The sequence below is a fragment of the Candidatus Villigracilis saccharophilus genome, from assembly GCF_016711665.1.
In genome coordinates, this window is sequence record NZ_JADJSO010000041.1 from 1 (window position 1) to 24,536 (window position 24,536).

General features: G+C 50.5%; 19 protein-coding genes and 1 pseudogene. 16 read left to right on the top strand and 4 right to left on the bottom strand.

The window, feature by feature from the left end; translation table 11 throughout:
* The first annotated feature begins 112 nt into the window (after positions 1–112).
* The 8 genes and pseudogenes from IPL17_RS13240 (at position 113) to IPL17_RS13275 (ending at position 8,752) form a co-directional block, all read left to right on the top strand.
* Positions 113–280 carry a hypothetical protein gene (locus IPL17_RS13240; protein WP_345307559.1) on the top strand — a complete coding sequence of 56 codons (168 nt, stop codon included), beginning with the start codon at positions 113–115 and terminating at the stop codon, positions 278–280.
* A gap of 15 nt (positions 281–295) precedes the next feature.
* Positions 296–1,012 (top strand): annotated as a pseudogene (locus tag IPL17_RS13245) (sulfatase-like hydrolase/transferase); the annotation flags it as partial.
* Positions 1,013–1,024: 12 nt separating this feature from the next.
* Complete coding sequence (locus IPL17_RS13250) at positions 1,025–2,044, top strand: sulfatase-like hydrolase/transferase (RefSeq protein ID WP_345307560.1); 1,020 nt, start codon at positions 1,025–1,027, stop codon at positions 2,042–2,044.
* 30 nt (positions 2,045–2,074) lie between these two features.
* The gene (locus IPL17_RS13255) at positions 2,075–2,446 is read left to right on the top strand and encodes a hypothetical protein (RefSeq protein ID WP_345307561.1); all 372 of its coding nucleotides are present in this window, start codon (positions 2,075–2,077) and stop codon (positions 2,444–2,446) included.
* A 70-nt stretch (positions 2,447–2,516) separates the two neighbouring features.
* Positions 2,517–4,253: an FAD-binding oxidoreductase gene (locus IPL17_RS13260; protein WP_345307562.1), complete on the top strand. Its 1,737-nt coding sequence runs from the start codon at positions 2,517–2,519 to the stop codon at positions 4,251–4,253.
* Positions 4,225–5,826: an FGGY-family carbohydrate kinase gene (locus tag IPL17_RS13265; protein ID WP_345307563.1), complete on the top strand. Its 1,602-nt coding sequence runs from the start codon at positions 4,225–4,227 to the stop codon at positions 5,824–5,826. Before IPL17_RS13260 ends, IPL17_RS13265 begins: the two co-directional genes overlap by 29 nt.
* Positions 5,823–7,025 (top strand): anaerobic sulfatase maturase, encoded by a 1,203-nt coding sequence (locus IPL17_RS13270; RefSeq protein WP_345307564.1) that lies wholly within the window; start codon positions 5,823–5,825, stop codon positions 7,023–7,025. Before IPL17_RS13265 ends, IPL17_RS13270 begins: the two co-directional genes overlap by 4 nt.
* 89 nt (positions 7,026–7,114) lie before the next feature.
* Positions 7,115–8,752: a glycerol-3-phosphate dehydrogenase/oxidase gene (locus IPL17_RS13275; protein ID WP_345307565.1), complete on the top strand. Its 1,638-nt coding sequence runs from the start codon at positions 7,115–7,117 to the stop codon at positions 8,750–8,752.
* A gap of 99 nt (positions 8,753–8,851) precedes the next feature.
* Here IPL17_RS13275 and IPL17_RS13280 read toward each other — a convergent pair whose 3' ends face one another.
* From IPL17_RS13280 to IPL17_RS13290, 3 genes are all read right to left on the bottom strand, one after another.
* A complete protein-coding gene (locus tag IPL17_RS13280; protein WP_345307566.1) occupies positions 8,852–10,471 on the bottom strand; it encodes an aspartate:alanine exchanger family transporter in 1,620 nt (539 codons plus the stop codon).
* A gap of 318 nt (positions 10,472–10,789) precedes the next feature.
* A complete protein-coding gene (locus IPL17_RS13285) occupies positions 10,790–12,004 on the bottom strand; it encodes a cystathionine gamma-synthase family protein (protein ID WP_345307567.1) in 1,215 nt (404 codons plus the stop codon).
* Between the two features lie 389 nt (positions 12,005–12,393).
* Positions 12,394–12,651, bottom strand: a complete 258-nt coding sequence (locus tag IPL17_RS13290; protein WP_345307568.1) for a hypothetical protein — start codon at positions 12,649–12,651, stop codon at positions 12,394–12,396.
* A gap of 76 nt (positions 12,652–12,727) precedes the next feature.
* Here IPL17_RS13290 and IPL17_RS13295 point away from each other — a divergent pair, with 76 nt between their 5' ends.
* The 7 genes from IPL17_RS13295 to IPL17_RS13325 all read left to right on the top strand — a co-directional run bounded on the left by IPL17_RS13295 (position 12,728) and on the right by IPL17_RS13325 (position 21,850).
* Positions 12,728–13,936, top strand: a complete 1,209-nt coding sequence (locus IPL17_RS13295) for a substrate-binding domain-containing protein (RefSeq protein ID WP_345307569.1) — start codon at positions 12,728–12,730, stop codon at positions 13,934–13,936.
* A gap of 48 nt (positions 13,937–13,984) precedes the next feature.
* Complete coding sequence (locus IPL17_RS13300; RefSeq protein ID WP_345307570.1) at positions 13,985–15,652, top strand: VWA domain-containing protein; 1,668 nt, start codon at positions 13,985–13,987, stop codon at positions 15,650–15,652.
* A 6-nt stretch (positions 15,653–15,658) separates the two neighbouring features.
* Positions 15,659–16,393: a hypothetical protein gene (locus tag IPL17_RS13305; RefSeq protein WP_345307571.1), complete on the top strand. Its 735-nt coding sequence runs from the start codon at positions 15,659–15,661 to the stop codon at positions 16,391–16,393.
* A gap of 169 nt (positions 16,394–16,562) precedes the next feature.
* Positions 16,563–18,251 carry a DUF2207 domain-containing protein gene (locus tag IPL17_RS13310; protein ID WP_345307572.1) on the top strand — a complete coding sequence of 563 codons (1,689 nt, stop codon included), beginning with the start codon at positions 16,563–16,565 and terminating at the stop codon, positions 18,249–18,251.
* Between the two features lie 148 nt (positions 18,252–18,399).
* Positions 18,400–20,007, top strand: coding sequence for a diguanylate cyclase (locus tag IPL17_RS13315; RefSeq protein ID WP_345307573.1), 1,608 nt, complete (start codon positions 18,400–18,402; stop codon positions 20,005–20,007).
* Between the two features lie 190 nt (positions 20,008–20,197).
* The gene (locus IPL17_RS13320) at positions 20,198–20,917 is read left to right on the top strand and encodes a DUF4386 family protein (RefSeq protein WP_345307574.1); all 720 of its coding nucleotides are present in this window, start codon (positions 20,198–20,200) and stop codon (positions 20,915–20,917) included.
* 42 nt (positions 20,918–20,959) lie between these two features.
* Complete coding sequence (locus IPL17_RS13325; protein WP_345307575.1) at positions 20,960–21,850, top strand: 1-acyl-sn-glycerol-3-phosphate acyltransferase; 891 nt, start codon at positions 20,960–20,962, stop codon at positions 21,848–21,850.
* A gap of 94 nt (positions 21,851–21,944) precedes the next feature.
* Here IPL17_RS13325 and IPL17_RS13330 read toward each other — a convergent pair whose 3' ends face one another.
* A complete protein-coding gene (locus IPL17_RS13330; protein WP_345307576.1) occupies positions 21,945–23,402 on the bottom strand; it encodes a phytase in 1,458 nt (485 codons plus the stop codon).
* A 358-nt stretch (positions 23,403–23,760) separates the two neighbouring features.
* On the opposite strand from IPL17_RS13330, the gene IPL17_RS13335 reads away from it, so the two are divergent.
* A complete protein-coding gene (locus IPL17_RS13335; protein WP_345307577.1) occupies positions 23,761–24,471 on the top strand; it encodes a response regulator transcription factor in 711 nt (236 codons plus the stop codon).
* Positions 24,472–24,536: the final 65 nt, after the last annotated feature.

A 24,536-nucleotide genomic window follows, 5' to 3' on the forward strand; every position in this document is an offset into this window, starting at 1 on the left:
CCTGAGGAAGAGATCACCATTGGGTCAGGCACTGCAAACGTTGGATACCTCACAGGGCTGAAATGGCACCTTGGGAGAATTCCGGTCTATCCCGAATACAATCCGCTTCGGCATGGATTTGATTATTTCTACGGCGTACCCGCATGCCAACAACATGAGAGATTTCGCCTTATATCGAAGCAGAAGAATGTCTGTCACCAGATTTCCACCGAAATGGATCACACTCACCAGCTTGTACACCCGCGAAGCCGTGCAGTTCATCCACGATTCCAAAGGATAAGCCTTTCTTTCTCTACTTCGCCCACACACGTACCCGCACACACCTCAATACGCCTCAGAAAATTTCAGAGGCAAATCGATGGGCGGTTTATACGGTGATTGTGTCGAAGAGATCGACTGGAGCGTGGCAGAAGTCATGCGTGCTCTGGAAGAAAACGGCGTAGCAGACAATACACTCGTAATCTTTACCAGCGACAACGGTCCTGGATACTGCGGCAGTCCCGGAGGATTGCGCGGACGCAAGGGGCAAAGTTACGAAGGCGGCTTCCGCGTCCCAATGATCGCCCACTGGCCAAAGGAAATTACAGCTGGGAGTATCTGCTCGGAACCAGCTATGAATATAGATTTGTTTCCAACCCTTTTATCGCTGGCAGGTGTGGAACTACCCGAAGATCGCGTTATCGATGGAAAAAATATCCTCGGCTTGCTGACTGACACAGGAAAGCGTGACCCGAATGATTGTCTCTTCTTTTATCACAACAAGGAGCTGGAAGCGGTCCGCATGGGAAAGTGGAAATACATCCGCGATATTGACACCATGGCATGGCCCATCCCGCTGGATAAACATTGGAAATCGGAGAACAGCCTCGAAGCCCCATGGTTATATAACCTCGAGCTTGACCCGGGGAGAGTTACAACAAGGCGCGAACATCCAGATATCGTGGAAGCGATGGAAGCTATCTTCCAACAATGGCAGAAAAGCATGAAAGAGAATCTTGGCGGTTGGAAATAAAAAGAGCTGACCATGAGTGACAAAAAGCAATCCACATCCAAACGCAACAACCAGCCGAACATTATCATCATCAATTGTGATGACCTCGGCTATGGTGACCTGCCGCCATACGACAACACGGTGATGAACACGCCGCACATTAATCAATTGGCGCAAGGCGGGGTGAAGTTCACTTCGTTCTATGCCTGCAACTCGCTATGCACTCCATCCCGTTTCGGCTTGCTGACAGGGCGTTACCCCGAACGCGCAGGGCTGGGATGGGTGCTCGGCGCAAAACGCGCGGGACACCGCCCTCCCGTCGTCTCACGCTTGGAAGATTTCTGGGGCAGATTCCGCTGGGAAGTTGCCAAGTTCCTCACTCGGCTCGGTTTGATGGACTACAACAACGAGCCAAAACCGCGCGGCATCCCTGAAAAGGAAGTTACCATCGCGAAGGCATTGAAGAACGTCGGCTACAAAACCTGCATGATCGGGAAATGGCATCTCGGTGAATTTCCCATTTACTCGGAATATCATCCCCTGCGCTTCGGCTTTGACCACTTCTTCGGCGTGCCGCACAGCAATGACATGAAAGACTTCGCATTGTATCGAGACAATGAATGCCTGTCGCCTGACTTCACCGAGATGGAAAAACTGACAGGCTTATACACCCGCGAAGCCATCGAGTTCATTGAGCAAGCAGAAGATAAGCCCTTCTTCCTATACTTCGCCCACACCTATCCACACCAACCTTTGCACGCCTCTGAAAATTTTCGTGGCAAATCCAAAGGCGGACTGTACGGCGACACCATCGAAGAGATCGACTGGAGTCTCGGCGAGTTGGTCAAGACCCTGAAAGCAAACGGACAATGGGAGAACACCCTCGTCATCTTCACCAGCGATAACGGTGCCTGGTACAACGGCAGCGCGGGCAAGTTCCGCGGGCGCAAAGGGCAAAGTTACGAAGGCGGCTATCGCATTCCCATGATCGCGCATTGGCCTGAAGAAATTCCACATGGCACGGTCTGCGACTTCTCCCGCCATGAACATTGACTGGTTCCCAACCTGCCTTGCCTCGCTGGCGTGGAACTTCCCAACGACCGCGTCATTGATGGCAAGGACATCAGCGGTCTGCTCACTGGGGTGGAAAAAGAATCCCCGCACGATGTTTTCTACTTCTATCATAACGAAAGTCTCGAAGCCATCCGCGCGGGAAGATGGAAATTCATTCCCCGCATCCACACCTACGTTTGGCCCATGCCGCTTGATAAATTCTGGGGTTCGGCGGGCAGCGCACAAGCTCCCTGGCTTTACGACGTCGAATCCGACCCACAGGAGAGTTACAACCTAAAGGACAACCACCCAGACGTCATCGAAGAGATGAAACGCAAATTCCACGAATGGGAATCGCAGATGAAAGAAAATCGCGAAGGCTGGAAATTAAACAAGGTATGAGGTAACAATCTCCTGATCAACTTGTCAACGTTCAAGCCCTTCTAAAAATCAAAACCAACTGGAGACAAACATGACCGACAAAAAATTCACCCCCAATTGGACTAACACTCCCCCTGTGCCCGGCTCGTATCGTTCCATCGTCAAGGAAGGACGGCAGGATCAGGTCAAAGTGCCGAGCTGGCAATATTACGAGCAGATCAAACGCGATCTGAAACTGGACGACAACTACTTCACCAACAAACAGGACGGCAACCAGCTTCTGAACGACATCCCGAAATCCAATCTCGACACGAAGATCATCGAAGAGATCATCAGCATCGTCGGCGCGGAGAATGTGCAATGCGACGACTACAACCGCGTGAAATATAGTTACGGAAAACTCGCAGAGGAGATGGTCGCCTTGAAGCGTGGAGTCCTGCACGAGATTACGGGTGCGGCGGTTCATCCGCGTGACAAGCACGATGTGCACAAGATCGTCAAATTATGCGACGAGAAGAAAATCCCCATCTATGTTTATGGCGGCGGCTCATCCTGCAACATGGGCTTCAAGCCCGAAAAAGAAGGCGTGACGCTCGTGCTCAACACGCACATGAACAAGGTGATCGAAGTCAACGAACTCAACCACACCTGCCGCGTGCAAGCGGGTTGCATGGGACCGCAACTCGAAGATGCGCTCAACAACGCACCTGAGAAATTCCACACCGTGCATCGCTTCACCAACGGACACTTCCCGCAGTCCTTCGAACTTTCCAGCGTCGGCGGATGGGTGTTGACCCTCGGCAGCGGACAAGCTTCTACTTATTACGGCGAGCCATACAACCTTGTATTGCGCATGGAGATGGTCACGCCCGCAGGCATCATCAGCACGCATGATTACACCAGCACCGCAACGGGTCCGCGCATTTTGGATATGCTCAAGGGCAGTGAAGGTGTGTTCGGTGTGTTGACCGAACTAACCATCAAGGTCTTCCGTTACATGCCTGAGAACCGACAATACTTCGGCTACATGTTCAAGGATTGGGAAAGCGCCGTCAGCGCCGTGCGCGAAGTTTGTCAGGGACAGTTCGGTCTGCCCGCAGTCTTCCGCCTCTCCGACGCGCACGAAACCGATCACGGTTTCCAAATGTACCCCCAGCCTCCGATCGTGGAGAAGTTGATCGACATGCTCGGCTACAAACCCAAGCAGCGCTGCGTGCTGATGGGCACCGTCGAAGGCGAAAAAGATTTCACCAAAATGGTGAAGAGCAAGATCTCAAAGATCGTCGGCAAGCATGGCGCGCTCAGCATCGGCGGCAGTTTTGCAAGAAATTGGGAGACGGACCGCTACGAAACTTTTCTCGTTGGCGAAGCCATCAGCGATTACGATGTCATCATGGACACCGTCGAGACTCCCGTCAAGTGGGACAACATCCATCACATCCACGACGCGGTGCTCGCCTATGCCCACACCGTGCCAGGCACGCTTTGCATCAGCCACATGAGTCACTTCTACCCGTATGGCAGCAACCTGTATTTCATCTTCGGCATCAAAGGCAGCGTGGAAGATTACGTCAAGTACCGCACCGCGCTTGTTGATGCGATGGTCAAAGCGGGCGGCTCGCCCAGCCATCATCACGGCGTGGGTCGCCTCATGCACCAGTGGATCGAAGGCTTCCTCGGGAAAAATGAAATGGATGTGCTTCGTACTTTGAAGAATCACTTTGACCCCAACAACATCGCCAGATCCAGGTTCGCAGCTTGGATTGAATTTGCCCGACGAACTCAAACGGTAATTGGATATGAAAACCGCTTCGCACTTAAACTCTGACCTGATCCTCGTCTTTGACGCTGGGACTCAGTCCGTGCGTTGTGCTCTCTTCGACACGGCTGGCACGATGGTGGACATGATCAAGATTCCCATCGAACCCTACTTTGTCCCCGCGCCAGGATTTCACGAACAGCACCCTGAATATTTCTGGAAAAAATTCTGCGAAGCCAGCCAGGGACTTCTCGCCCGCAATGAGTCCCTGCGCGAGCATATCAAAGCGGTGACTCTCACCACGCAGCGCGGTGTGTATGTCAATCTGGATCGGGACGGAAAGCCACTCCGTCCCGCCATCCACTGGCTCGATCAGCGCATGGCGGATACATCCAAATTCGCGCCCTTTTGGTTGGAGTATGGATTGAAAACCATCGGTCTGTACGGCGTGGTAGATACGCTCAACCGTAAATGTTTCTCGAATTGGATTCGCCAGCACCAGCCCGATGTGTGGGAGAAGACTCACAAGTACGTCCTGCTTTCAGGGTTCTTCCATTATCAACTCACAGGCGTTGCCGCTGAGTCGCGCGGCAGTAACTTTGGCTACATCCCAATCAACCGCAAAGACTTTGGCTGGGCGAAGAAGAACGACATCATCTGGTACGCCTTCCCGATGGAGAAGGACAAACTCCCCGATCTTGTTGTGCAGGGAGAGACCATTGGCACAATCACCAAACAAGCATCCATCGAAACAGGCATCCCTGAAGGGATTCCGCTGGCAGCAGGTTCATGCGATAAATCCTGCGAAGTACTCGGCAGCGGCACACTCACGCCTGATATTGGCTACTTGAGCTTTGGCACCTGTGCCACTGTCAACGCCGTCAGCACCAAATCGGTTGATCTGCTCCCTTACCTTCCGCCTTACCCTGGCGCAGTCCCTGGCACGTATTGCACCGAGATTCCCATTGACCGCGGCTTCTGGATGGTCAGTTGGTTCAAGGAACAGTTCGGTCATCAGGAAGTCCAACTCGCCGCCGAGCGCGGAGTCTCGCCTGAGTCGCTCTTTGAAGAGATGATTCAAGACATCCCGCCTGGTTCAAACGGACTCATGCTCCAACCCTATTGGAGTCCCGACCGAGTCTATTGCGACGAGTACGGCAAAGGCGCAGTCATCGGTTTCTCGGATAGACACACTCGCGCCCATCTCTACCGCGCCGTTCTTGAAGGCATCATCTTTGCGTTGAAAGACGGCGCGAAGATCACCACGGATAAGTTGGGTCGTCCCTTCACTAAACTGCGCGTCTCAGGCGGCGGGTCACAAAGCCGCACCGCTTTGCAAATCACCGCAGACGTGTTCAACCTGCCCGTTGAAGTTCCCAGTGTCAATGAGACAGGCATGTTGGGTGCGGCGATGAATGCCGCCGTCGGTCTTGGCTACTACTCCAATTACGAAGCCGCCGTTGCTGGCATGACAAGCATCCGCGAAGTGATCCATCCCATCCCCCGCAACCGCGACTTGTACGAGCAGCTCTACAACCGCATCTATCGCAAGATGTATTCTCAACTCAAGCCGCTTTATAAGGATCTGGCAGACATCGCCGAAAAATTTCCAAAGGCAATGAAACCGCCCGCGAACACGTGAAAACCAAAAAACTCCGTGACTCTGTGTCTCCGTGGTTCAAGCCTTCACTCATGAATCTTCCATTCTTTCACCGCTCTGTTACCGAAGTGCTGGTCAAGCCTGCTGGTCCAGATTGCAATCTGGACTGCGAGTACTGCTTTTACATCGACAAACTACGCCAGTATCCCAGCCGCACTACTCGCATGAGCGACTCAATTCTTGAAGCAATGATCCGGCAGTTGATGTCACAGAACGTCCCGCAAATCTCCATCGGCTGGCAAGGCGGCGAACCAACCTTGATGGGTCTGCCGTTCTACCGCAAAGCCGTGGACTTGATGGAACGCTATGGGCATGGGCAATCTGTCTCCAACGGACTACAAACCAACGGTGTACTGGTCGATAATGAATGGGCAAAGTTCTTTCGTGATTATTACTTCCTGATCGGCTTGTCGCTCGATGGACCTGAACACATCCACGATCACTATCGCAAGAATCGCGGCGGACATGGTTCATGGAGTAAAGCGCTCGATGCATCCAAACTTTTGCTTGACCACGGAGTGGAAGTCAACGTGCTGTCGGTGGTCAACAACTACTCTGTTCAGTTCCCCGATGAAATATACGAGTTCCACAAATCGCAGGGGCTCAACTTCATGCAGTTCATCCCCTGCGTGGAGACAGAAGGCAACAGCGTGGCGAATTTCTCGGTCGCAGCCACCAGCTATGGGGAATTTTTGAAGCGTCTGTTTGACTTGTGGCTCGCAGACTTCGTGGACGGAGTCCCGACCACATCCATCCGCTGGTTTGAGGCTTTGCTGTTCAAGTACGCGGGCTTTTCTCCCACCGAGTGTACGCTGCTCGAAACGTGTGGTGAGTATTTACTGATCGAACACACGGGCGACGTATTTGCGTGTGATTTTTTTGTGGAGCTTGAATGGAAGCTGGGCAACCTGCTCGAAACGCCATTGCCAACGCTGTTCAACTCGCGCAAACAGACGAACTTCGGACAACTGAAATCCAACCTGCCAACCGATTGCCGCACCTGCGAATGGAAGACTCAATGTCGCGGAGGCTGTACCAAAGACCGACTGCGAAATCCAGCGCTTGACGGACGTAATCACTTTTGCGAAGCGTATAAACTTTTTTTCGCTCACGCCGATTCAAAATTGCGAACTCTGGCGGATGAATGGAAAAACAAAACCACGGAGGCACCAAGGCACTGAGAAGAACAATAAAAACTCCGTGACTCTTTGCCTCAGTAGTTATCCATTTGGACATACTCAATTATCGAAGTAAAACAGGAATCAATCACATGAACCGATTCATTGAACAGCCCATTAACAAATCCTACGATATTATCGTCATTGGCGGCGGCATCAGCGGCGCGGCGGTGGCATACGAAGCCGCATCGCAGGGGTACTCTGTGGCGCTCGTGGAGAAAGGCGACTTCGGCGCTGGCACTTCGTCAGCAACATCGAAGTTGATTCATGGCGGGTTACGCTATCTTGCCAATTTTGAATTCGGGCTTGTGCGCGAATCGTTGAAGGAACGCAAGACGCTTGAAAACATCGCGCCGAATTTTGTGTATCCACTGGCGTTTCTTGTGCCGTTGCATAAAACGGGCGTCCGCAAAAAATCAATTCTTGAACCAGGTATGATGATCTACGATGTCTTGTCGTACGATAAAGGCATGACGTGGGACAAAAGCAAACGCCTGCCGCTTCACAGCCTGCTCTCACGCGAGAAAGCGCTCGAACTCGAGCCAATCATTCATGCAGGTGATCTGACAGGCGCGATCCTTTATTATGATTGCGCCGATTTTAACCCCGAGCGGCTGACACTGGCATTCATCAAGTCTGCAGTCAAGCACGGCGCGGATGTGGCGAACTATGCCAAGGTGGAAGATTTTGTTCGCGACGGAAAACGCATCAACGGCGTGGTGGTGCGTGATCTGTTGAGCAACAACACGCATACCCTGCATGGAAAACTCATCATCAATTGCGGTGGTCCTTGGGCGGATATTTTGTTGAACATCGCGCGTGGGAATGAAGCGCCACAACACATCCGCCGTTCGGAAGGCATTCACATCATCACGAAAAAAATCACGAATGCCAATGCCGCTGTTGGCGGGCTGACTCCCACGGGCAGACCGTGCAATCTGATCCCGTGGCGCGGTCATACCCTCATCGGCACGACTGACCGAGAATACATCGGCGACCCTGATCAATATTGCGTGACCCGTGAAAAGATCGAGGAATACATCGCGGAAGTCAACGCCTCTTTCGGGAACCCGAACCTGCTCCACTACTCAGACGTTCTCTACGCGTATGGCGGATTGCGTCCCCTGATTGAAGACCAAACCAAAGATGTGTACAAGACCTCACGCAAATATGAGATCTTCGATCACGAAGAGGACGGGCTTGCAGGGATGCTCACCGTTGAAGGCGGCAAGTACACTACCAGCCGCAACCTCGCAGAGAATGTTTTGAAAACTGTTGGTAGGAAATTTGGACGAAAAGAAAAATCTGTGACTGCAAAACAGTATCTCACAGGCTGTGAGATCCGCGATATGGAAATGTTCATCAAGCAGGCAAAATTATCCTTTGCAGAATTCCCCGAACACGCCGTAGATTATCTCGCCCGCATGTACGGAACAGAACTCCCCAAGGTTATGTCGCTTGCCCAAAAAGATAAGCAGCATGCCGCCCCGCTCAACGCGGACGGTGAAATGTCTGCCCAGGCGGTGTATGCCATCCGCGAAGAGATGGCTTGCACATTGATGGACATTTTGATCCGCAGAATGGGAATCGGAACACTGGGTCACCCAGGCTTAACCGTACTGGCGAGGCTTGCAGAAATCGCCGCGCGGGAACTGAAGTGGAATACAACCAGAACCGCGAACGAAATCGCAATCGCCGATAAAGCCCTCAAATTACCGGATAGCAGATAAACGGAGGGGCCAATCCGGCGCACTTCGCTCAAAGGATTAATAATGGCTGATATGCTGGATTATGAAAAAAAGTTTATGGAGTTCCCCCGTTCCCCCGAATTACAATAACCTGCTAAAAATCTCAACCAACGCCTGGGCAAATAAAATTTTAAAAATAAGCGCTACGGGATAGGTACTGGCGTAGGCGATGGACGGCAGGTCTGTTTCAGTTTGGTTGTTGGCTGAAGCCAGCGCGGGTGGATTGGTCATGGCCGCAGTCAACGCCCCCATTGCCGAGAGTAAATTAAGTTTATAGATTTTTATCATCACAAACAAGCCTGTCAACGCGGAAAGCAGGGTAATGCCCGCGCCTGCCAAGAGCAGGACCCAGCCCTGATCCTTTAACACCTCCACCAGATGAACGCCCGCGTTCGTACCCGCGCCTGCCAGAAAAAGCATCAGGCCCAGTTCGCGCGTTAGATTTTTAGCGGCAGGCGGAACGTAGAGACGAAACGGCCCGACCCTTCCGAAGTGACCGATTAGCAGGCTGGTCAGAAAGACACCGCCCGCCAACCCCAACTTCACGGTCACGCCCTGACCGAATGGTACTGGTATCAAGCCAACCAGAACACCGATCAACAAACCGACCAGATAGGCCGTCATACTGGTCTCGGTGGCGCGGCGCGGCGAGCCTTGCGCCTTGCTCACAAAAACCTCCACTGCGGATTTCTCACCCACGACGCGGATGCCGTCACCCATTTCAAGTGTGACCAGACCCTGCGGAACGATCTCCAGTCCCTGGCGGCGGATGCGGGTGATGACCACCGTGAACTGCTCCCATACCCGCATTTGCGCCAGCGATTTGCCGGTCAGAGATTCGTCCATCACTTCAACGTCCATGCTTAGCACCTGCGCGTTGACGTCCATGCGTTCATGGGTGCGCTCGCCAAGCAGGAGGGTCATCTTATCCAACTCTTCTGCAGAACCGACGGCCATGACCACATCTCCAAGATGCAGGATGGTTTCAGGCGTCGCAGCAAATACACGCTCGCCATGTTTGACACGCGAGAGATTAACCTGCGCCAGCCGGCGCGGATTGACTTCGGCCACACTTCGTCCGTCACAATTTGGATTCGTGATCCGGAACTGGTGCGCAACCAGACCGGGAGATTCGATTGCTTTTTGCGCGAGCCAGTCCCGCTCCTCCAGCTTCACCGGACGTTTAAGCAGACCCGGCAAAAACTGAACAAGCAAGACCATGCTGATCATGCTGAACGGGTACGCGATGCCATAACCAACAGATGCAAGCGGAGCCTCCGTGGGCAGCACGCGATGCAAACTGTCCAGCACGGAAGCAAGCGCCGGGGTGCAGGTCATTGCACCGGTATACAATCCAGCGGCTAGCGCAGGTGATAATTTAAGCAGGACCGCAATTAACGCGGTCAGAATCGCCCCGCTGCCCACAATGACAAGGGCGAGGACAACAAACTGCATTCCGCGCCGGCGGAAAGTGCGAAAAAAACTTGGTCCCGCAGTCAACCCGACAGAATAGACAAACAGGATCAGGCCAAAATCCATCAATTCACGGGGAAGGCTCAGCCCAAAGTGGCCGAACAATAGGGCAACAAAAAGCACACCCGCCGTACCCAGGGACACCCCGCGCAAAGACCATTGACCAAGCCATGTGCCAAGCGTCAGGATGGAAAACAAGACAAACATTGATTCAGCGAAAGGGGTCATTTTTATCTATCTTTACAAAGGCTTGCCTTTGGGGAACAAAAGGAATTTTAACACCAAGCTTGTTGATTTCAGAAAAATCATCCGCTCTACTATTTCAAGTTATCCTCGCGGCGCCGAAAAATATCTGGGGAAAAATGACTTCCTACGGACGCCATAAAAGATAGTCCATCTTCTTCCTGATGGAAGCTGCCCGTGATGCCCTGGCGGAGCGACATAGTCGTTGGACTAACTCGTCTGGCCTCGGCCAAGTCAACTATAAATTCTGACCAAGCCGTTCATGAACGAATATTGCATCGTGAACGGCCTGATTTTAAAATATCATTTCAATTTGCCGCTGGTGTAGTCCAGAGCCTGACTCAGATCTGCAATCAGGTCGTCCACACATTCGATGCCGACCGAATAACGGATCAAACTTTCCGGGATACCCAGGGCTGCGCGCTGTTCCGGAGTTACCTCCACATGGCTGGTTGTCCTTGGGGGGCCGGCAACGGTTTCGACCGTACCGAGGTTGGCAGCCAGGTGGACGTATTTAAGGCGCGGCAGAAAAGTTTTGACAGATTCGAAGTCACCATTCAGGATAATGCTCAATACTCCCCCAAAGCCGCGCATCTGCTTTTTTGCGATCTCATGATGAAGATGGGATTCGAGCCCAGGATAGAGCACATCTTTCACGAACGGATGTCCTTTAAGGAAACGGGCGATCTTTAAGGCGTTATCGTTCTGTCTTTCCACCCTCAGGCCGAGCGTCTTCAAACCACGCAGCAGCATGTAAGCTGACATCGGGTGCAGCGTGGCACCCGTGATCTCACGATAGTGAAAAACTTGATGAACCAGATCCTTTGAACCGCAAATCACCCCACCGAGCGCATCCGCGTGCCCGCCCATGAACTTTGTGGCGCTGTGCACCACCAGGTCGGCGCCAAACTGGACAGGGTTTGTGTTAATCGGGGTCGCAAAGGTATTATCGACCACGACAGTCGCACTAACCGCGTGCCCCGCCCTTATCAGGCGTTCGAGATCGACCACTTTTAGCGTGGGATTGGTGGGGGTTTCAAGGTATAGGACCTTACAGCCTTTGGCAACTTCCTGTTCGATCATTTCGTGGTCGGTCGTATCGCACAAGGTCACATCGATATTCAAGCGCGGCAAAAATTTTGTGAATACCTCGTTGGTGCCGCCATAGGTGTCCTTAACAGAAACCACCCGGTCACCTGGTGACAGCAGCGCAAAAAGTGTATTGCTGATCGCGGCCATGCCGGTCGAAAAACTGGTGCAAGCTTCGGCGCCCTCCAATTGGCGGACTTTTTCTTCAAATGCATCCACCGTGGGGTTTGTGTTTCGACTGTAGATATGACCTGTTTCATTTCCAATGGCGGCCTCATACCAGGTATCCAGGTCTTTATAACCATACGACACGCTATGCACAACCGGCACCTGCGTGGACCTTTGCCAGAAATCCTTATTTTCCTCACCCGCCCAGACCGCCAGGGTGTTCAGATCGGGCTTTGGTTGATCGTTTTTATTACTTGTCATAATTCACTCCTTTGTAAAAATAATGAGACCTGCCCGGGAACGGGCTTGATAATCTGAGGGGTTTTATTGACTGACTAATTTCTGCCCAATAAATCGCGGCCACCCAGGGGCGCTGCAGGCGGGTAATACCAAGCTTAATATTATATTTGGGAATCGAATTGGCGCTCCAGCAACACCGTATTTCCCTGGGATTGTGATGAATGTTTCGTGGCAATGGAAAAACAGAAGATACATCCCTATCTAATTATTTCACAAGATAATATGTGTTCTTTGTCTATATTCATCAATCCTCTTGCAAACTTGTGGATTTATGTTTCGAGAGACACTTTACTTTTTTATCAAGACATGTTTTTTGAGCGTAGTCCATTTTACTTTCAATTTAACGCAAATTAGAATGATTTACGCGCATTTTCTACAACCAGATCGGTTTGGCTGCGTGTCAGATCTAAAAAGGTGCCGATAATCAGGGCTGAAGTTGCAGGTCTTGTCCAGAATTTGATGCGCTCTTGTAACCAGAGAAGGATTTTGCCTATCATGCTGTTCTTGGGAAATATTGGGTTGAGAGCAAAATAGCGTGATAATTCTCTTTTAACCCCTAAATCCCAGCGGATGGGCGAGTAGCCAAGATAGGTAAGTTTGGTTGCCACTGAATAGCTAAAAGCATTTAACCTTTTATTAACAGTTAACCTTACCATTTAGTGTATAGTTGGTTTGAAAAATAATATGTATACACCTCGAATCAACTGGGTCTTGTTCATTTTTTTTGCGCTGATTGCTATTGGGGTATTTACCGGCGCGGTAATCTCCCCACAATTTCGTGAAATTGCATACGCCCCTGCGCGGGAATTGATCCTCCCGCCGCCAGCGCCGATTGTGGTATCGGTGTTGTATTCCACTGAAAAAGAAGCATGGTTGAATGAGGTCATCGTTGATTTCGAAAAATCGAATCCAGTGATAGATGGCCATCCGCTGGAGATCAAACTTGAAAAGATGGGGTCATGGGAGATCAATGCCGCCGTGCTGGATGGCAACCGTCAGCCGGATATTGTCAGTCCGGCAAGCTCCCTGCAGATTGCAGCGCTGGTGGATGCATCTGCAATTCAATTTGGAAAACCATTGGTTAACCCGGCTGATACAACAATGTGTCGCTCAGTTTTGAAAACACCGCTTGTTCTCGTTGCTTGGAAGGAGCGCGCGGATGTTTTATGGGGACGCCAGCCGGGCGCATCCCTATGGCGCGACCTGCACGATGCTTTGAATGACCCACAGGGCTGGGCGGCCTACAACCACCCTGAATGGGGCTACGTGAAGTTCGGTCATACCGATCCGCTAAAATCCAACAGCGGGTTCATGACGATCCTGCAGATGACCTATGGTTACTACGGGAAAACCGCAAATTTGAACGCATCGGATATTTTGTCCGACAGCGAGTACCAGAAATGGTTCCTCGAAACAGAATCATCCATTGGGCAGTTCGAATACAGTACAGGTCCTTTGATGGAAAAAATGGTGGTCTACGGTCCCAGTACCTTCGATATGATGACAGTATATGAAGCCACAGCCATCGAGCAGGCGGAGAACGCTGTGGGACGCTACGGCGAACTGCGCGTGTATTATCCGCCCGCCATCTTGTGGAGTGATCATCCCTTCTGCGTGTTAAATGGAGATTGGGTCACACAGCAAAAAACAGAAGCTGCGAGCCTGTTCATGGATTATCTGACCAGCAAACCCGCGCAGGAGATCGCACTGATGAAATACGGCTTCCGTCCCGTGGATACCTCAATCAAACTGGAACAGCCCGGCTCGCCGTTTGACCGATATGCCGCCAATGGAATCCTTGCAGAGTTATCCGGCATTCGCGAACTGGAGATCCCTGCTGGCAATGTGCTAAATACTTTGAGAGATTTTTGGTCTCGGAACGTAAACAGATAAGCAAAGCAATCCTATGAATAAAGGTTTTTTTATCAAGGAGTAGAGAAAATGAAGTTTCGGCTTCTTTCGATCATCACAATTATTTCCTTATTAATTAGCGCGTGCGACGCTTTAAGCAACATCGTTCCCGGCGCTTCTGTGACCGTGAGCATTGTCTATGGTTCGGAAAAACAAGCCTGGTTGGAGCCTTTGGTCGAGCAGTTCAATGCGGCGCGGAACAAAACGTCAGATGGGAAAATCATTGTTGTTGAAGCAACAGCCATGGGGTCGATCGAATCGGTGCGGGGCATCATCGAAGGCACACTTCAGCCGACAGTTTGGAGTCCCGCTTCCTCCGTATATATTCCCGTTGCAAATTCGGAATGGAAAAAAAACCATACAGATGATCTGGTCACAGGCACACCGAAAGACCTGGTATTAAGTCCGGTGGTGATTGCCATGTGGCGGCCAATGGCGCAAGCCTTGGGCTGGCCGGATAAAGCACTAGGCTGGGAAGACATTGCGCAACTTGCCACTTCGGAAGAAGGCTGGTCGGCGTACGGACACCCTGAATGGGGGCAGTTCAAGTTTGGGCATACACACCCCGCCTACAGCAACAGCGGAATTGTTTCGATCATCGCCGAAGCGTATGCGGGGCTGGGCAAACAACGCGGACTGACCGAAGCCGATCTGAAATCAACTGAGTTGAAGGATTTCATGACCAATGTGGAAAGCAGCGTCATCCACTACGGAACGAGCACTGGCTTCTTTGGCGAGCGCATGTTCGAGCGCGGACCTTCGTACTTAAGCGCGGCTGTGTTGTATGAAAACCTGATCGTCGCGCAGGAAACAAAACGTATTAATGGACAGTCATCGCAGATACCTGTTGTAGCAATCTATCCAAAGGAAGGCACTTTCTGGTCGAATCATCCTTATGCGGTCTTGAATACTTCGTGGGTTACAGCGGAACAAAAAGAAGCCGCGGGATTGTTTGAGACTTTCTTGCTCGATAAATCACAGCAATTAAAGTCGCTTGAGTTTGGCTTCCGTCCGGCAGACCCGTCCATCCCGTTGACCGCTCCGCTTGACACACAGCACGGCGTGGACACAAATCAACCGCAAACTATTTTGGAAATCCCCAGCGCACCAGTCATTGAAGGCATTCAAGCACTCTGGCAGCAGACAAAAAAACCTGTTGACCTGATCGTTACCATGGACATTTCAGGCAGTATGCGGGGTGACAAGATCACCTCAGCGCGTTCGAGCCTGATGCAGTTTGTACAAAAAGTGGATAACCGCGACCGTTTGCGAATTGACCTGTTCAACGATACGATCTCAACGCTCACTCCGCTCACCCCGATCGGTGAAAAACGCCAGCAGGTGCTGGATAGCGTCTCTGGAATTTTCGAGCAGAACAGCACCAGTTTATATGACGCCGTTCTAAAAGCATATCAGGATATGCAAATCGAGGGCGACCCAAACCATATCCGCGCCATTGTGGTTTTAAGCGACGGAGCTGATACTGTTTCCACCGCCACTCTGGAAGAAGTCGTGCGCCAAATCCAAACTGCTCAAGGCGAGGGCGGGAATGCCATCAAGATCTTCACCATCGCTTTTGGCGAGGATGCGGATGCAGATATTCTAAAAAGCATTGCCGACCCAAGCGGCGGCAAACAATATAACAGCTTGCCTGAAACGATCCAAAAAATCTATGATGAGATCGCTACGTTCTTTTAGTTTGAAATGAACAATCGCCCCCCTCTTCTCACCGCGCTTCTGAATCCGATCAACCTGTCCATGCTTGCGCTGACAGTTGCCGCCGGCCTGTGTTCGGCTTGGTGGCTCGCTCCAATCGGACTTGTGTTCTGGCTGGTGATGGTGATCGTCATCGCGCGCGATCCCGGGGTGCAGATCACCTTCACGCGTCAATCACGAGAACCGCTGGCACAGCGTTTTCAAACCCGCTTCGATCGTCTTGATCGGGCGCGCATCTCCATTTTCAATTCTTTGCAAGGTGTCTCTCCAGCATTTCGGAGAGCCATTCTGCCCATTCAGGATACGCTGGATGAACTAACCGAACATGCTTATCAACTCTGCCTGAATATGACTGCACTTGATAATAATTTTGCAGTTCAGCAGATTTCGAGTAATTTTGATAAAGAGATCGAGGAAATGCAGGAGAAAATCCGAGGCGCAGCTGATGTAACTGGAAAAAGGGAATATGAGGAGACGATCAAATCCCTGCAAACCCGCAAAACACAGGTAAAAAATATCAGCACGTTGCTCTCGCGTTTTGAAGCGCAGCTCACCGGGACGAACAACTCGGTGGATAGTGTGGTGACAGGCATCGTCAGCTTGAAAGGCCGCGATGCAAAACAAATTGAAGCAAAAATTCCACCGTTGCTGCAAGTCCTACAGACTGAACAGGCTGAATTAATGCAATTCGATGAAGAACTGGAAAAAACATCACTGGTGTAAAAAGGTGAATTTGAAATACAAGGTCACGAAATCAAATCTGCGAGTCATTTCTCTACAATACTTTGCCCCAGCGTTCCTTTGAACGTCTGGGGCATTTTTGAGCGGTTAACGATTGGTTAAAACTGCCACCCTTCAAACCTATTAAACGTAAGTTTAAACGGAGGAACTTATGACAAAAAAACTTGCTCTTTCCATGTTCATTGTTTTGTTGATTACATTGATCATTGCCAGCCCTGCAGCGGCGGCGAAATCTTATTACGCGGAGCGCTTCGACGTGCAGGTTGACCTGCAAGAAAATGGCTCAGCGATCGTGACTGAGACCGTCGAGTTCCGTTTCGTGGGCGGCGATTTTACATTTGCCTTCCGCGAAATATCCACGACAGAAACCGATGGCGTCACATTCCTTAATGCCAGCATGGACGGTGTGCCCATGTCACAGGGAACACAAGCCGGACAGGTGGAAGTCGAGCTTGGGAATCCACTCAAGGTCACGTGGCGTTTTCCACCCACGTCGGATGCGGCGCACGTGTTCACGGTCCGCTATCAGGCTGACGGTCTGATCCGCAAAGGCGCTGCCGACATGCTCATCTGGCGCGCCATCCCTGAAGTTCACGATTATTCGATCACAAATTCCACCATCACGTTGACTCATCCATCGAAAGCGACACTGCTCGAAGCACCGACGCTCAGCCGCAACTTTGAATCTTCTTTGATAGAGAATCGTATCATCCTCAGCTCAAGCGGACTCGCAAACGATGAAGATCTTATTCTGACAGCACGCTTCGCGCCCGACAGCATCACGCAAGCCGCACCGCAATGGCAGGCCCAAAAAGAGCTGTCAGATGCGGCTGCATCACGCGCCCTGCCTGTTGGTTTTATGGCTGCCATTGCGACACTGGTGCTGGGAGGATTTGGATTATTCAATTACATCCGAAACAATGCTCGCGAATTGAATCTCAGCTCTGTTGTGATCAACGCCAACCCGCCAGCGGATATTTCCCCGGCGCTCATCGGAAAATTGACCGGGCAGCAGCACAATTTCATGGGCGCTATTTTTGATCTCGCCAAACGTGATATTCTGGAAGTGCGCGAAGAAAAAGGATTTCTGGGGACGAAGAATCATGTATTGGCACGCAAGGAAAGCGCGAGTTTCCTTAAGCCTCACGAACAAGGCTTGCTGAATGCGCTGTTCAAGCCTGATGAAATGCAGATCAATATGAATGAAATTGCCACGCGACTTGGAACGAAGAGTAAACTTTTCGATGAACCTTTGGAGCAGGAACTTATTCAGCGCGGCTGGTTCGATCTTGAGCGCAAGCAAAAACAGGCAAGCCTATTAATTACCGGCTTCCTGATAATGATCATAGCGCTTGCGCTGTTTATTATCAGTATGATCTTTGGAGGAATTACAGTCGCTGGAAACACAAAGTGGATCATGCTCATTGCCGCAGCGGCAGGAATCAGCGCGGGTGCGTTCGTGCTTTCCATCCCATTGCTGATCTATGCAGGCACATTCTCACTGTTGACTCCTGCCGGCGAAGAGCAATCCATGCGCTGGAAAGGTTTTTCTGAATACCTAAAGCAAGTCAGCAAGGGCAAGGAGCCTGCGATCAGCCCGGATGTTTTTGAGCGTTATCTGGCGTACGCCGCAGTATTTGGCCTGGGCGCGCATTGGGCAAAATATTTTCAGCAACTTGGCGGCGTCCCTCTGCCCATCTGGTTCCATACAATGGCCGGTAGTGACGGCGATTTTGGCGCGATGGTTGCCGTGATGTCCGCATCTGATTCAGCAGGCGCCAGCGCTGGCGGAGATGGAGGAGGCGGCGCATCCGGCGGCGGCTCGAGCGGAGCGGGATAGATAACGAGGTTTTAAAAACAAATAATAGTTAATAGAATTTTTTTTGAAGGCAGCCTTCCATGCCAATAATTCGGATTACTATAACTGTTAACCAGGCCTTAACTATGAGAATCGTCAGACAAAGTAAAATCAAAAAATGGTGATATGAATGAGTTCATTTCCTGAGTACTATATGCCAACCTTGTTAAAAATTGACGGTCAGTCCGATAATGGAACGTTGGGGGCGCTGCCTTTTTGGGATATTTGCATGGACGCTTATCAAACAGTCAGGGAACTTTTGACTGTGCTCGATAAAAACATAAATATTCCCGGTGTTTTGATTTTTGAGCAAAAAATATTAGTGGGTATGATCGCCCGCGAGGATGTTTACGAAAAGTTGGGCAGGCCGTTTGGGGTGGAATTATTTCTGAAGAACAGCGCCAAGCAATTCTATGAGACTTTGGGCCTGTCAAGCCTTGTTTTGGACTCGGACATGACTGTTGCTGAAGCGGTAAAAGCTGCATTGATGAGAGGTGAAAAAAACCTTTATAAACCCATCGTAGTTGCGCATCCAAGCGGGTACCGGGTCGTTTCGATGCACAGCCTGCTTATCGCGCAGCAAGATACGCTCCAGGGGTTGTACTCCGAGGTTCACACCCTGTCCACCCGGGATCCCTTAACTCATGTCAATAACCGCCGCGGCTTTTTTGAAAGCATCAATCCGCGGCTGGCAACGATACGGCATCTTGACCTGGAACACGCGGTATTGATGATCGACATTGATAAATTCAAAGCGATTAACGACCGTTACGGTCATATGATCGGCGATGAAGTCATAAAATCAGTTGCGCAAAAGATTCATGAACAGCTCCGTGAAAAAGATGTATTGGGGCGTTTCGGCGGCGAAGAATTCGTTGTTTTCATGGAGGATGTTTCCAAAGAGTCTGCATTTCAATTTGCGGAAGAATTACGCCAGAATATTGCGAGTATTTTTCACACCATCAACTGGTATCAAATTCGGGTAACGATCAGCATCGGGATCAGTCATTCAAAAGGATCAAACAGCACCTTCGACAGACTGTTAACCGAAGCGGATGAAGCTGTTTATGTCGCCAAAAATAAAGGACGCAATAAAGTAATGGTGTGGAATGAAGCGCAGGGCGAGACGCGACCAAGCACAAAAATGTTCAGGATGGAAGAGCGCGAACCGGCCACTCCTACGGACGAAGCCCAAACAGAAACGCTCCAAGCCTTGCTTCACATGTTGTATCTGCGGGATCATGAAACCGAATCGCACACAAAGCGCGTCACAGACATGACCTTGAAAATGGCAGAAAAAGTAGGAATTCCAGAGGAAGCTCTTAACGGAATTCGCATTGGATCACTCTTGCATGATATTGGAAAAATCGCAATCCCGGACAGGATTTTATTCAAACAGGGAAAATTAACAGAAACCGAATGGGCGATTATGCAGATGCACCCCCAGTATGCACACGACTTAATATCCGCCATCTCTTCCTTCCAGCATGTTATGGATATTCCATATTGTCACCATGAACATTGGAACGGAAAAGGATACCCGCGCGGATTACGGGGCGAGGAAATCCCTCTCGCTGCACGCATTTTCACGATCATCGATGTTTGGGACGCCCTTTCTTCAGACCGTCCATACCGGGCTGCCTGGAAGGCAGGCATGGTCAAAGATTATTTGACCAAAGAATCCGGCGCCCTATTTGACCCGGCACTGATCCCCTTATTTTTACAAATTCTCGAATAGACATTTGTTATTCACCTTACGCACGCAATCGTGATTACCTCCCGAAGGACATCGGGACAATGTGAACGGAGCGACACTCCGTAAGATAACAGAATAAATTCTTACGGTGCAGTCGCTGTACTATTCATTTGCAAATCAGGGTCTGGTAATGCGGACAAAGATTTTCAACCAGATCGCCAAGGAGAATTAAATGTCATCTTCTGTTGAATCGGAATGGAAGGATCTGTACCGCATTGGTGGTATAGCGCCTCTCTTGACACTCGTCTTTTATATAAGCGAACTGAGTCTGATTTCATGGGATTCGTATCCAGCCTCGACCAGAGACTGGTTCCTGCTCATCCAACAGAACAAACTGCTTGGCCTTTTTTATCTTAATGCCCTGGATATTTTCTCCATTTCATTCTTGGGCATCATGTTCCTTGCCTTGCATGCGGCGCTCACGAAAACAAATAAATCACTGATGGTCATCGCGGCATTTTTTGCACTCCTCGGCGTGGGTGTTTTTATCGTCCCACGCATCGACATGCTCTCCCTGTTGCCGCTCAGTGATCGTTTTGCAAGCGCGATTACAGAGGCTGAGCGCGCCACACTCCTGTCAGCCGGAGAAGCACTGGGTTCATTGGGAACTCCCACCCCACAAACGATCGGGTTCCTATTCATGTCGATCGGCGTATTGCTAATTTCATTTGTTATGCTGCAAAGCAACACTTTCAACAAAATTACAGCCTGGTTTGGAATTCTGGCGAGCATGCTCACATTTGCCACCCAACTCAGCATGATCATTGCTCCTTCCCTGTCAACTCCGCTTATGTTCGCCGGTGGATTATTTTGGTTTCCCTGGTGGGCCATGGTCGGCCTGGGTCTCTTGCGGTTGGCGGGTAATAAAGCAGATGACGGCATCACAAAGTAACATGGTTTTAATTTAACCAAAACCATGTACCACTGAATTAACATGGCATTGACCACTATTCACCCAAATCTTTACAAACTAAACAACACCCTTCTCAATGAACTGGCAAAGGCAATCGGGTTGCCGCAAACAGGCAGCACACGCAGCCTGCTTCATTTATTGTTCGGTAAAGCGACACGCCGGTTCGCTGAGGTGGTTTTGAGATTTGATGATGAGGTCGGCCGGAACGGATCTGCCGCAGGCGCGCGCTGGCTACTGTCTCATTTTGTAGCAGGGCATGAAGCGCAAGGAATGGAGATCATTCCGCGTGACGGTCCCCTGCTAATCGTTGCCAATCATCCTGCTTCCTACGACGGGCTGCTTATCTCTGCATATGTCAATCGTTCGGACTATAAGATCATGATTGGCGAAATCCCCGCCTATGGGTATTTACCGCATGTCAGTCAATATGCCATTTTCTCGCCGCCCGCCAAAAATACTTTTGGGCGAATGCAAACCGTTCGGAATGCGGTCCAGCATTTGAAGAATGGTGGCGCATTATTGATCTTTCCGCGCGGCGGGATCGAGCCCGACCCTGCTTTTATGCCCAACCCTGATGCGGAATTTGACAAGTGGTCGCGCAGTTTGGAGATTTTCCTTCATCGCGTCCCGCTGACCCGAGTGCTGGTCACAACCGTGAGCGGAGTCATCGCCCCGGCATCCATGCGCCACCCGATCACCTGGTTCCGTGGAACTCGCGCAGACCGTCAGCGATTGGCATTCATTTACCAGATGATACGTCAAGTTTTGAGCGACAGGGAATTGTTTGGTCTAACCCCGCGTGTTACATTTGGCGAAGTGCTGTCTGGAGCAAATCATCAAAATGTTTTATTGGAAGTGGAGCAGTCTGCCCGGCGCGTTTTGCAGCAACACTTATCGTATGCCAAGTCCTGATCAGTTTACGAATTTTCGATCCATCCATCACTTAAAAATCGAGACGGCAATTTGATAATTGCCGTCTCGAATATTTCTAAAGCTTGAATATTCTCTATTTCTTTATGCGAATGGCAAGCAGCTGTCCGCCTTCCACAAGTTCGGCGTCGGTGCTGCGAGCGTGTACCTGCTGAACCAGGAGGAACCAGCCATCGTCGATGATCTCAGCGGCATCAATGATCCCGGAGGATTCTTCATCCTGGGTCAGGAAGCCAGCCGCACCGGGGGTGAACAAAGCGGCATCGTGCTGGGCAATCTCGGTCAACTTGTCACGGCGGATATCATACTTCCAGATCTTGGCAACATAAGCCTGATTGCCCGGGTCTTCCTGAATGAAAATCTGTCCGTGTTCGTTCATGGCCAGGTTATCCATCATCTTCTGGCCTTCAGTACCATCGAGGAGCATTTCAACAGTACCGCCAGCAGATGGGTCTGAGGCGTCATTGAAGTGAATCACCCAAAGGCGGCTGTTGCCGGTAAAGCTGGCGGTGGTCACAAAATAGAAGTCGTTCGGGTTGCGGGGATCCCAGGCGCCATCTTCCGGACGCTGGAAGGAAGTCACACGGAACGCGCCGCTGGCATCCTTGCTTTCCCCTTCAAGCTTGGCACCGCTCCAGCTGGAAACATCGCCAAAATTATAAGCAGTAAAGGCGGCAGGTCCGCTGAGGACTGTGCTGTTTGTTTCAACATCCATGCCTTCCACTTTGATACTGAACAATTCGCCGTTGGTCAAACCAGCCGCTTCAACTGGATTGTCAGAATCCGTCTTGGTCCCAACATAGAAATAAACCTGTCCGCCCGCGCCGTCATCGGTTCCGGCAACAACAGTTTTAATCCCAGTTTCAGAGTTGGCAATTGAATTCTCCCAGCTGAATTTGCCCAGATGAGGTAATTCATAGCTGGTGCCATCCATCAGGTGAGCAAAGCCGCGGCCTTCAGCTCCAGATTCTTCACCATTCATAAAAATGCGGCCTTTATATCCAAGGCCATCATCATAGAATGCTGATTTTCCGGGCAGGTCAGCGGAACAGAAACGTGAAAAGGTTTTTTGAGCAACTGTGGCTGGCTCATATTGACCGGTGGTTACATTCCAGACCATCACATTCTTGATCAAGTCTTCACCGCTGACCACACTGAGATCATCCTTGTTAATGATCCATTTTGAAATAAAAGCTCCCGCGGCGCCGTGGGCACGCACGATACCAGCCGGGGGCGCTATTTCATGGTTCATCAGAAGGGTAAAGGTGTCGTCGGGACCGTCTTCGTTTTCAAACGCGCCCAAGCCATCGGCAAGCCCTACCATGCGATAGGGGGTACCATCCGGTTTCAGGTTCACAGAATCGCCCACGGTAAGAATGGATTTGACATCCACGCCTTTGGTATTGGAAACAATATACGGCGCCTTGGAACTGCTGGGGCCGGTCAGGGATCTGGCGAATGCTGTCCCAACCGAAACAAAGGTCAGGGCAATCACCAACAGAGCCGAACTGATTGTTTTGTTGTTCTTGTACATACTTAAATTTTCTCCTCTGAATATAAGATGAATTGTGTCGAATTAGTTACAATAAATATTGTATCCATCTTTTCCAAAAGAAATTTAATGGCGAGTTAACGATTAAATAACGTTTCACTATCAACATTAAACCATTCTCATTTTTAGAACATTTCGCGCCTTTCATTAGAAATCTTGCATATACGTCCTCGTCTCTATCCCCGGTGACGCCCACAGGATGCTTCGCAAAGGGCGCCACCTTGATTGAACAGAGAATTTAATGAACATTTCGCGGATTTTGTTATATTAACCTTTGGATAACAAGCCTTAACAACATCTTAACAGGCGGATATTTCCTTTATGGTATATTTTTTAATTAATGGCTGAAAAAATTCTTGTCGTTGAAGATGAAATTTCCCTGCAGGAAACGCTTGCATATAATCTTAAAAAAGAAGGGTATGAAGTTGAGGTCGCCGGGGACGGCCGCGCCGCACTCGATGTTGCCCGTCGTTTGAGACCCGACTTGATCCTTTTGGATATCATGCTGCCTGAAATAGACGGCTTTGAAGTGGCGCGTATTCTCCGCTCCGAAATGTCCACCTCCATTTTGATGCTTACCGCGCGTGACGACGAAATTGACCGCGTGTTCGGTTTGGAGGTTGGTGCAGACGATTATGTAACCAAGCCATTTTCAATGCGCGAATTATTGGCGCGAGTAAAATCGCAAATAAGGCGGACCCGACTGCTGCGTGAAGCAATGGGGAATTCCACGGAAAGTGCTGCAAAGCATGCTGTGCTTACATTTGATAACTTGATTATAGATATTACCCGACGGGAAGTCACACTGAACGGCAAGCCAGTGCGTCTCAAACCAAAGGAATACGACCTCTTGCTCTTTTTTGCCGAACATCGCCGTCAGATGCTTTCGCGTGAAAATATTTTGGGACGTGTGTGGAGTTGGGAGTTCATCGGCGACACGCGCACTGTAGATGTGCATATCAGTTGGCTGCGTCAAAAGCTTGAGATTAATCCATCCAGCCCGACCCGTATTGTTACAGTACGGGGCGGCGGCTATCGATTTGAGGGATAAATTCAATATCAGTCCCCGTGCCAGAACTGACACGGGGACTTTTGTATTGGTGTAAATGTATTCCC

Coding starts and splice junctions, on each gene's coding strand:
- IPL17_RS13300 (WP_345307570.1), top strand. CDS start 13,985: ATGAAGTTTCGGCTTCTTTCGATCATCACAATTATTTCCTTATTAATT.
- IPL17_RS13320 (WP_345307574.1), top strand. CDS start 20,198: ATGTCATCTTCTGTTGAATCGGAATGGAAGGATCTGTACCGCATTGGT.
- IPL17_RS13295 (WP_345307569.1), top strand. CDS start 12,728: ATGTATACACCTCGAATCAACTGGGTCTTGTTCATTTTTTTTGCGCTG.
- IPL17_RS13285 (WP_345307567.1), bottom strand. CDS start 12,004: ATGACAAGTAATAAAAACGATCAACCAAAGCCCGATCTGAACACCCTG.
- IPL17_RS13280 (WP_345307566.1), bottom strand. CDS start 10,471: ATGACCCCTTTCGCTGAATCAATGTTTGTCTTGTTTTCCATCCTGACG.
- IPL17_RS13330 (WP_345307576.1), bottom strand. CDS start 23,402: ATGTACAAGAACAACAAAACAATCAGTTCGGCTCTGTTGGTGATTGCC.
- IPL17_RS13305 (WP_345307571.1), top strand. CDS start 15,659: ATGAACAATCGCCCCCCTCTTCTCACCGCGCTTCTGAATCCGATCAAC.
- IPL17_RS13335 (WP_345307577.1), top strand. CDS start 23,761: ATGGCTGAAAAAATTCTTGTCGTTGAAGATGAAATTTCCCTGCAGGAA.
- IPL17_RS13315 (WP_345307573.1), top strand. CDS start 18,400: ATGAGTTCATTTCCTGAGTACTATATGCCAACCTTGTTAAAAATTGAC.
- IPL17_RS13250 (WP_345307560.1), top strand. CDS start 1,025: ATGAGTGACAAAAAGCAATCCACATCCAAACGCAACAACCAGCCGAAC.
- IPL17_RS13310 (WP_345307572.1), top strand. CDS start 16,563: ATGACAAAAAAACTTGCTCTTTCCATGTTCATTGTTTTGTTGATTACA.
- IPL17_RS13265 (WP_345307563.1), top strand. CDS start 4,225: ATGAAAACCGCTTCGCACTTAAACTCTGACCTGATCCTCGTCTTTGAC.
- IPL17_RS13260 (WP_345307562.1), top strand. CDS start 2,517: ATGACCGACAAAAAATTCACCCCCAATTGGACTAACACTCCCCCTGTG.
- IPL17_RS13275 (WP_345307565.1), top strand. CDS start 7,115: ATGAACCGATTCATTGAACAGCCCATTAACAAATCCTACGATATTATC.
- IPL17_RS13240 (WP_345307559.1), top strand. CDS start 113: ATGGATTTGATTATTTCTACGGCGTACCCGCATGCCAACAACATGAGA.
- IPL17_RS13325 (WP_345307575.1), top strand. CDS start 20,960: ATGGCATTGACCACTATTCACCCAAATCTTTACAAACTAAACAACACC.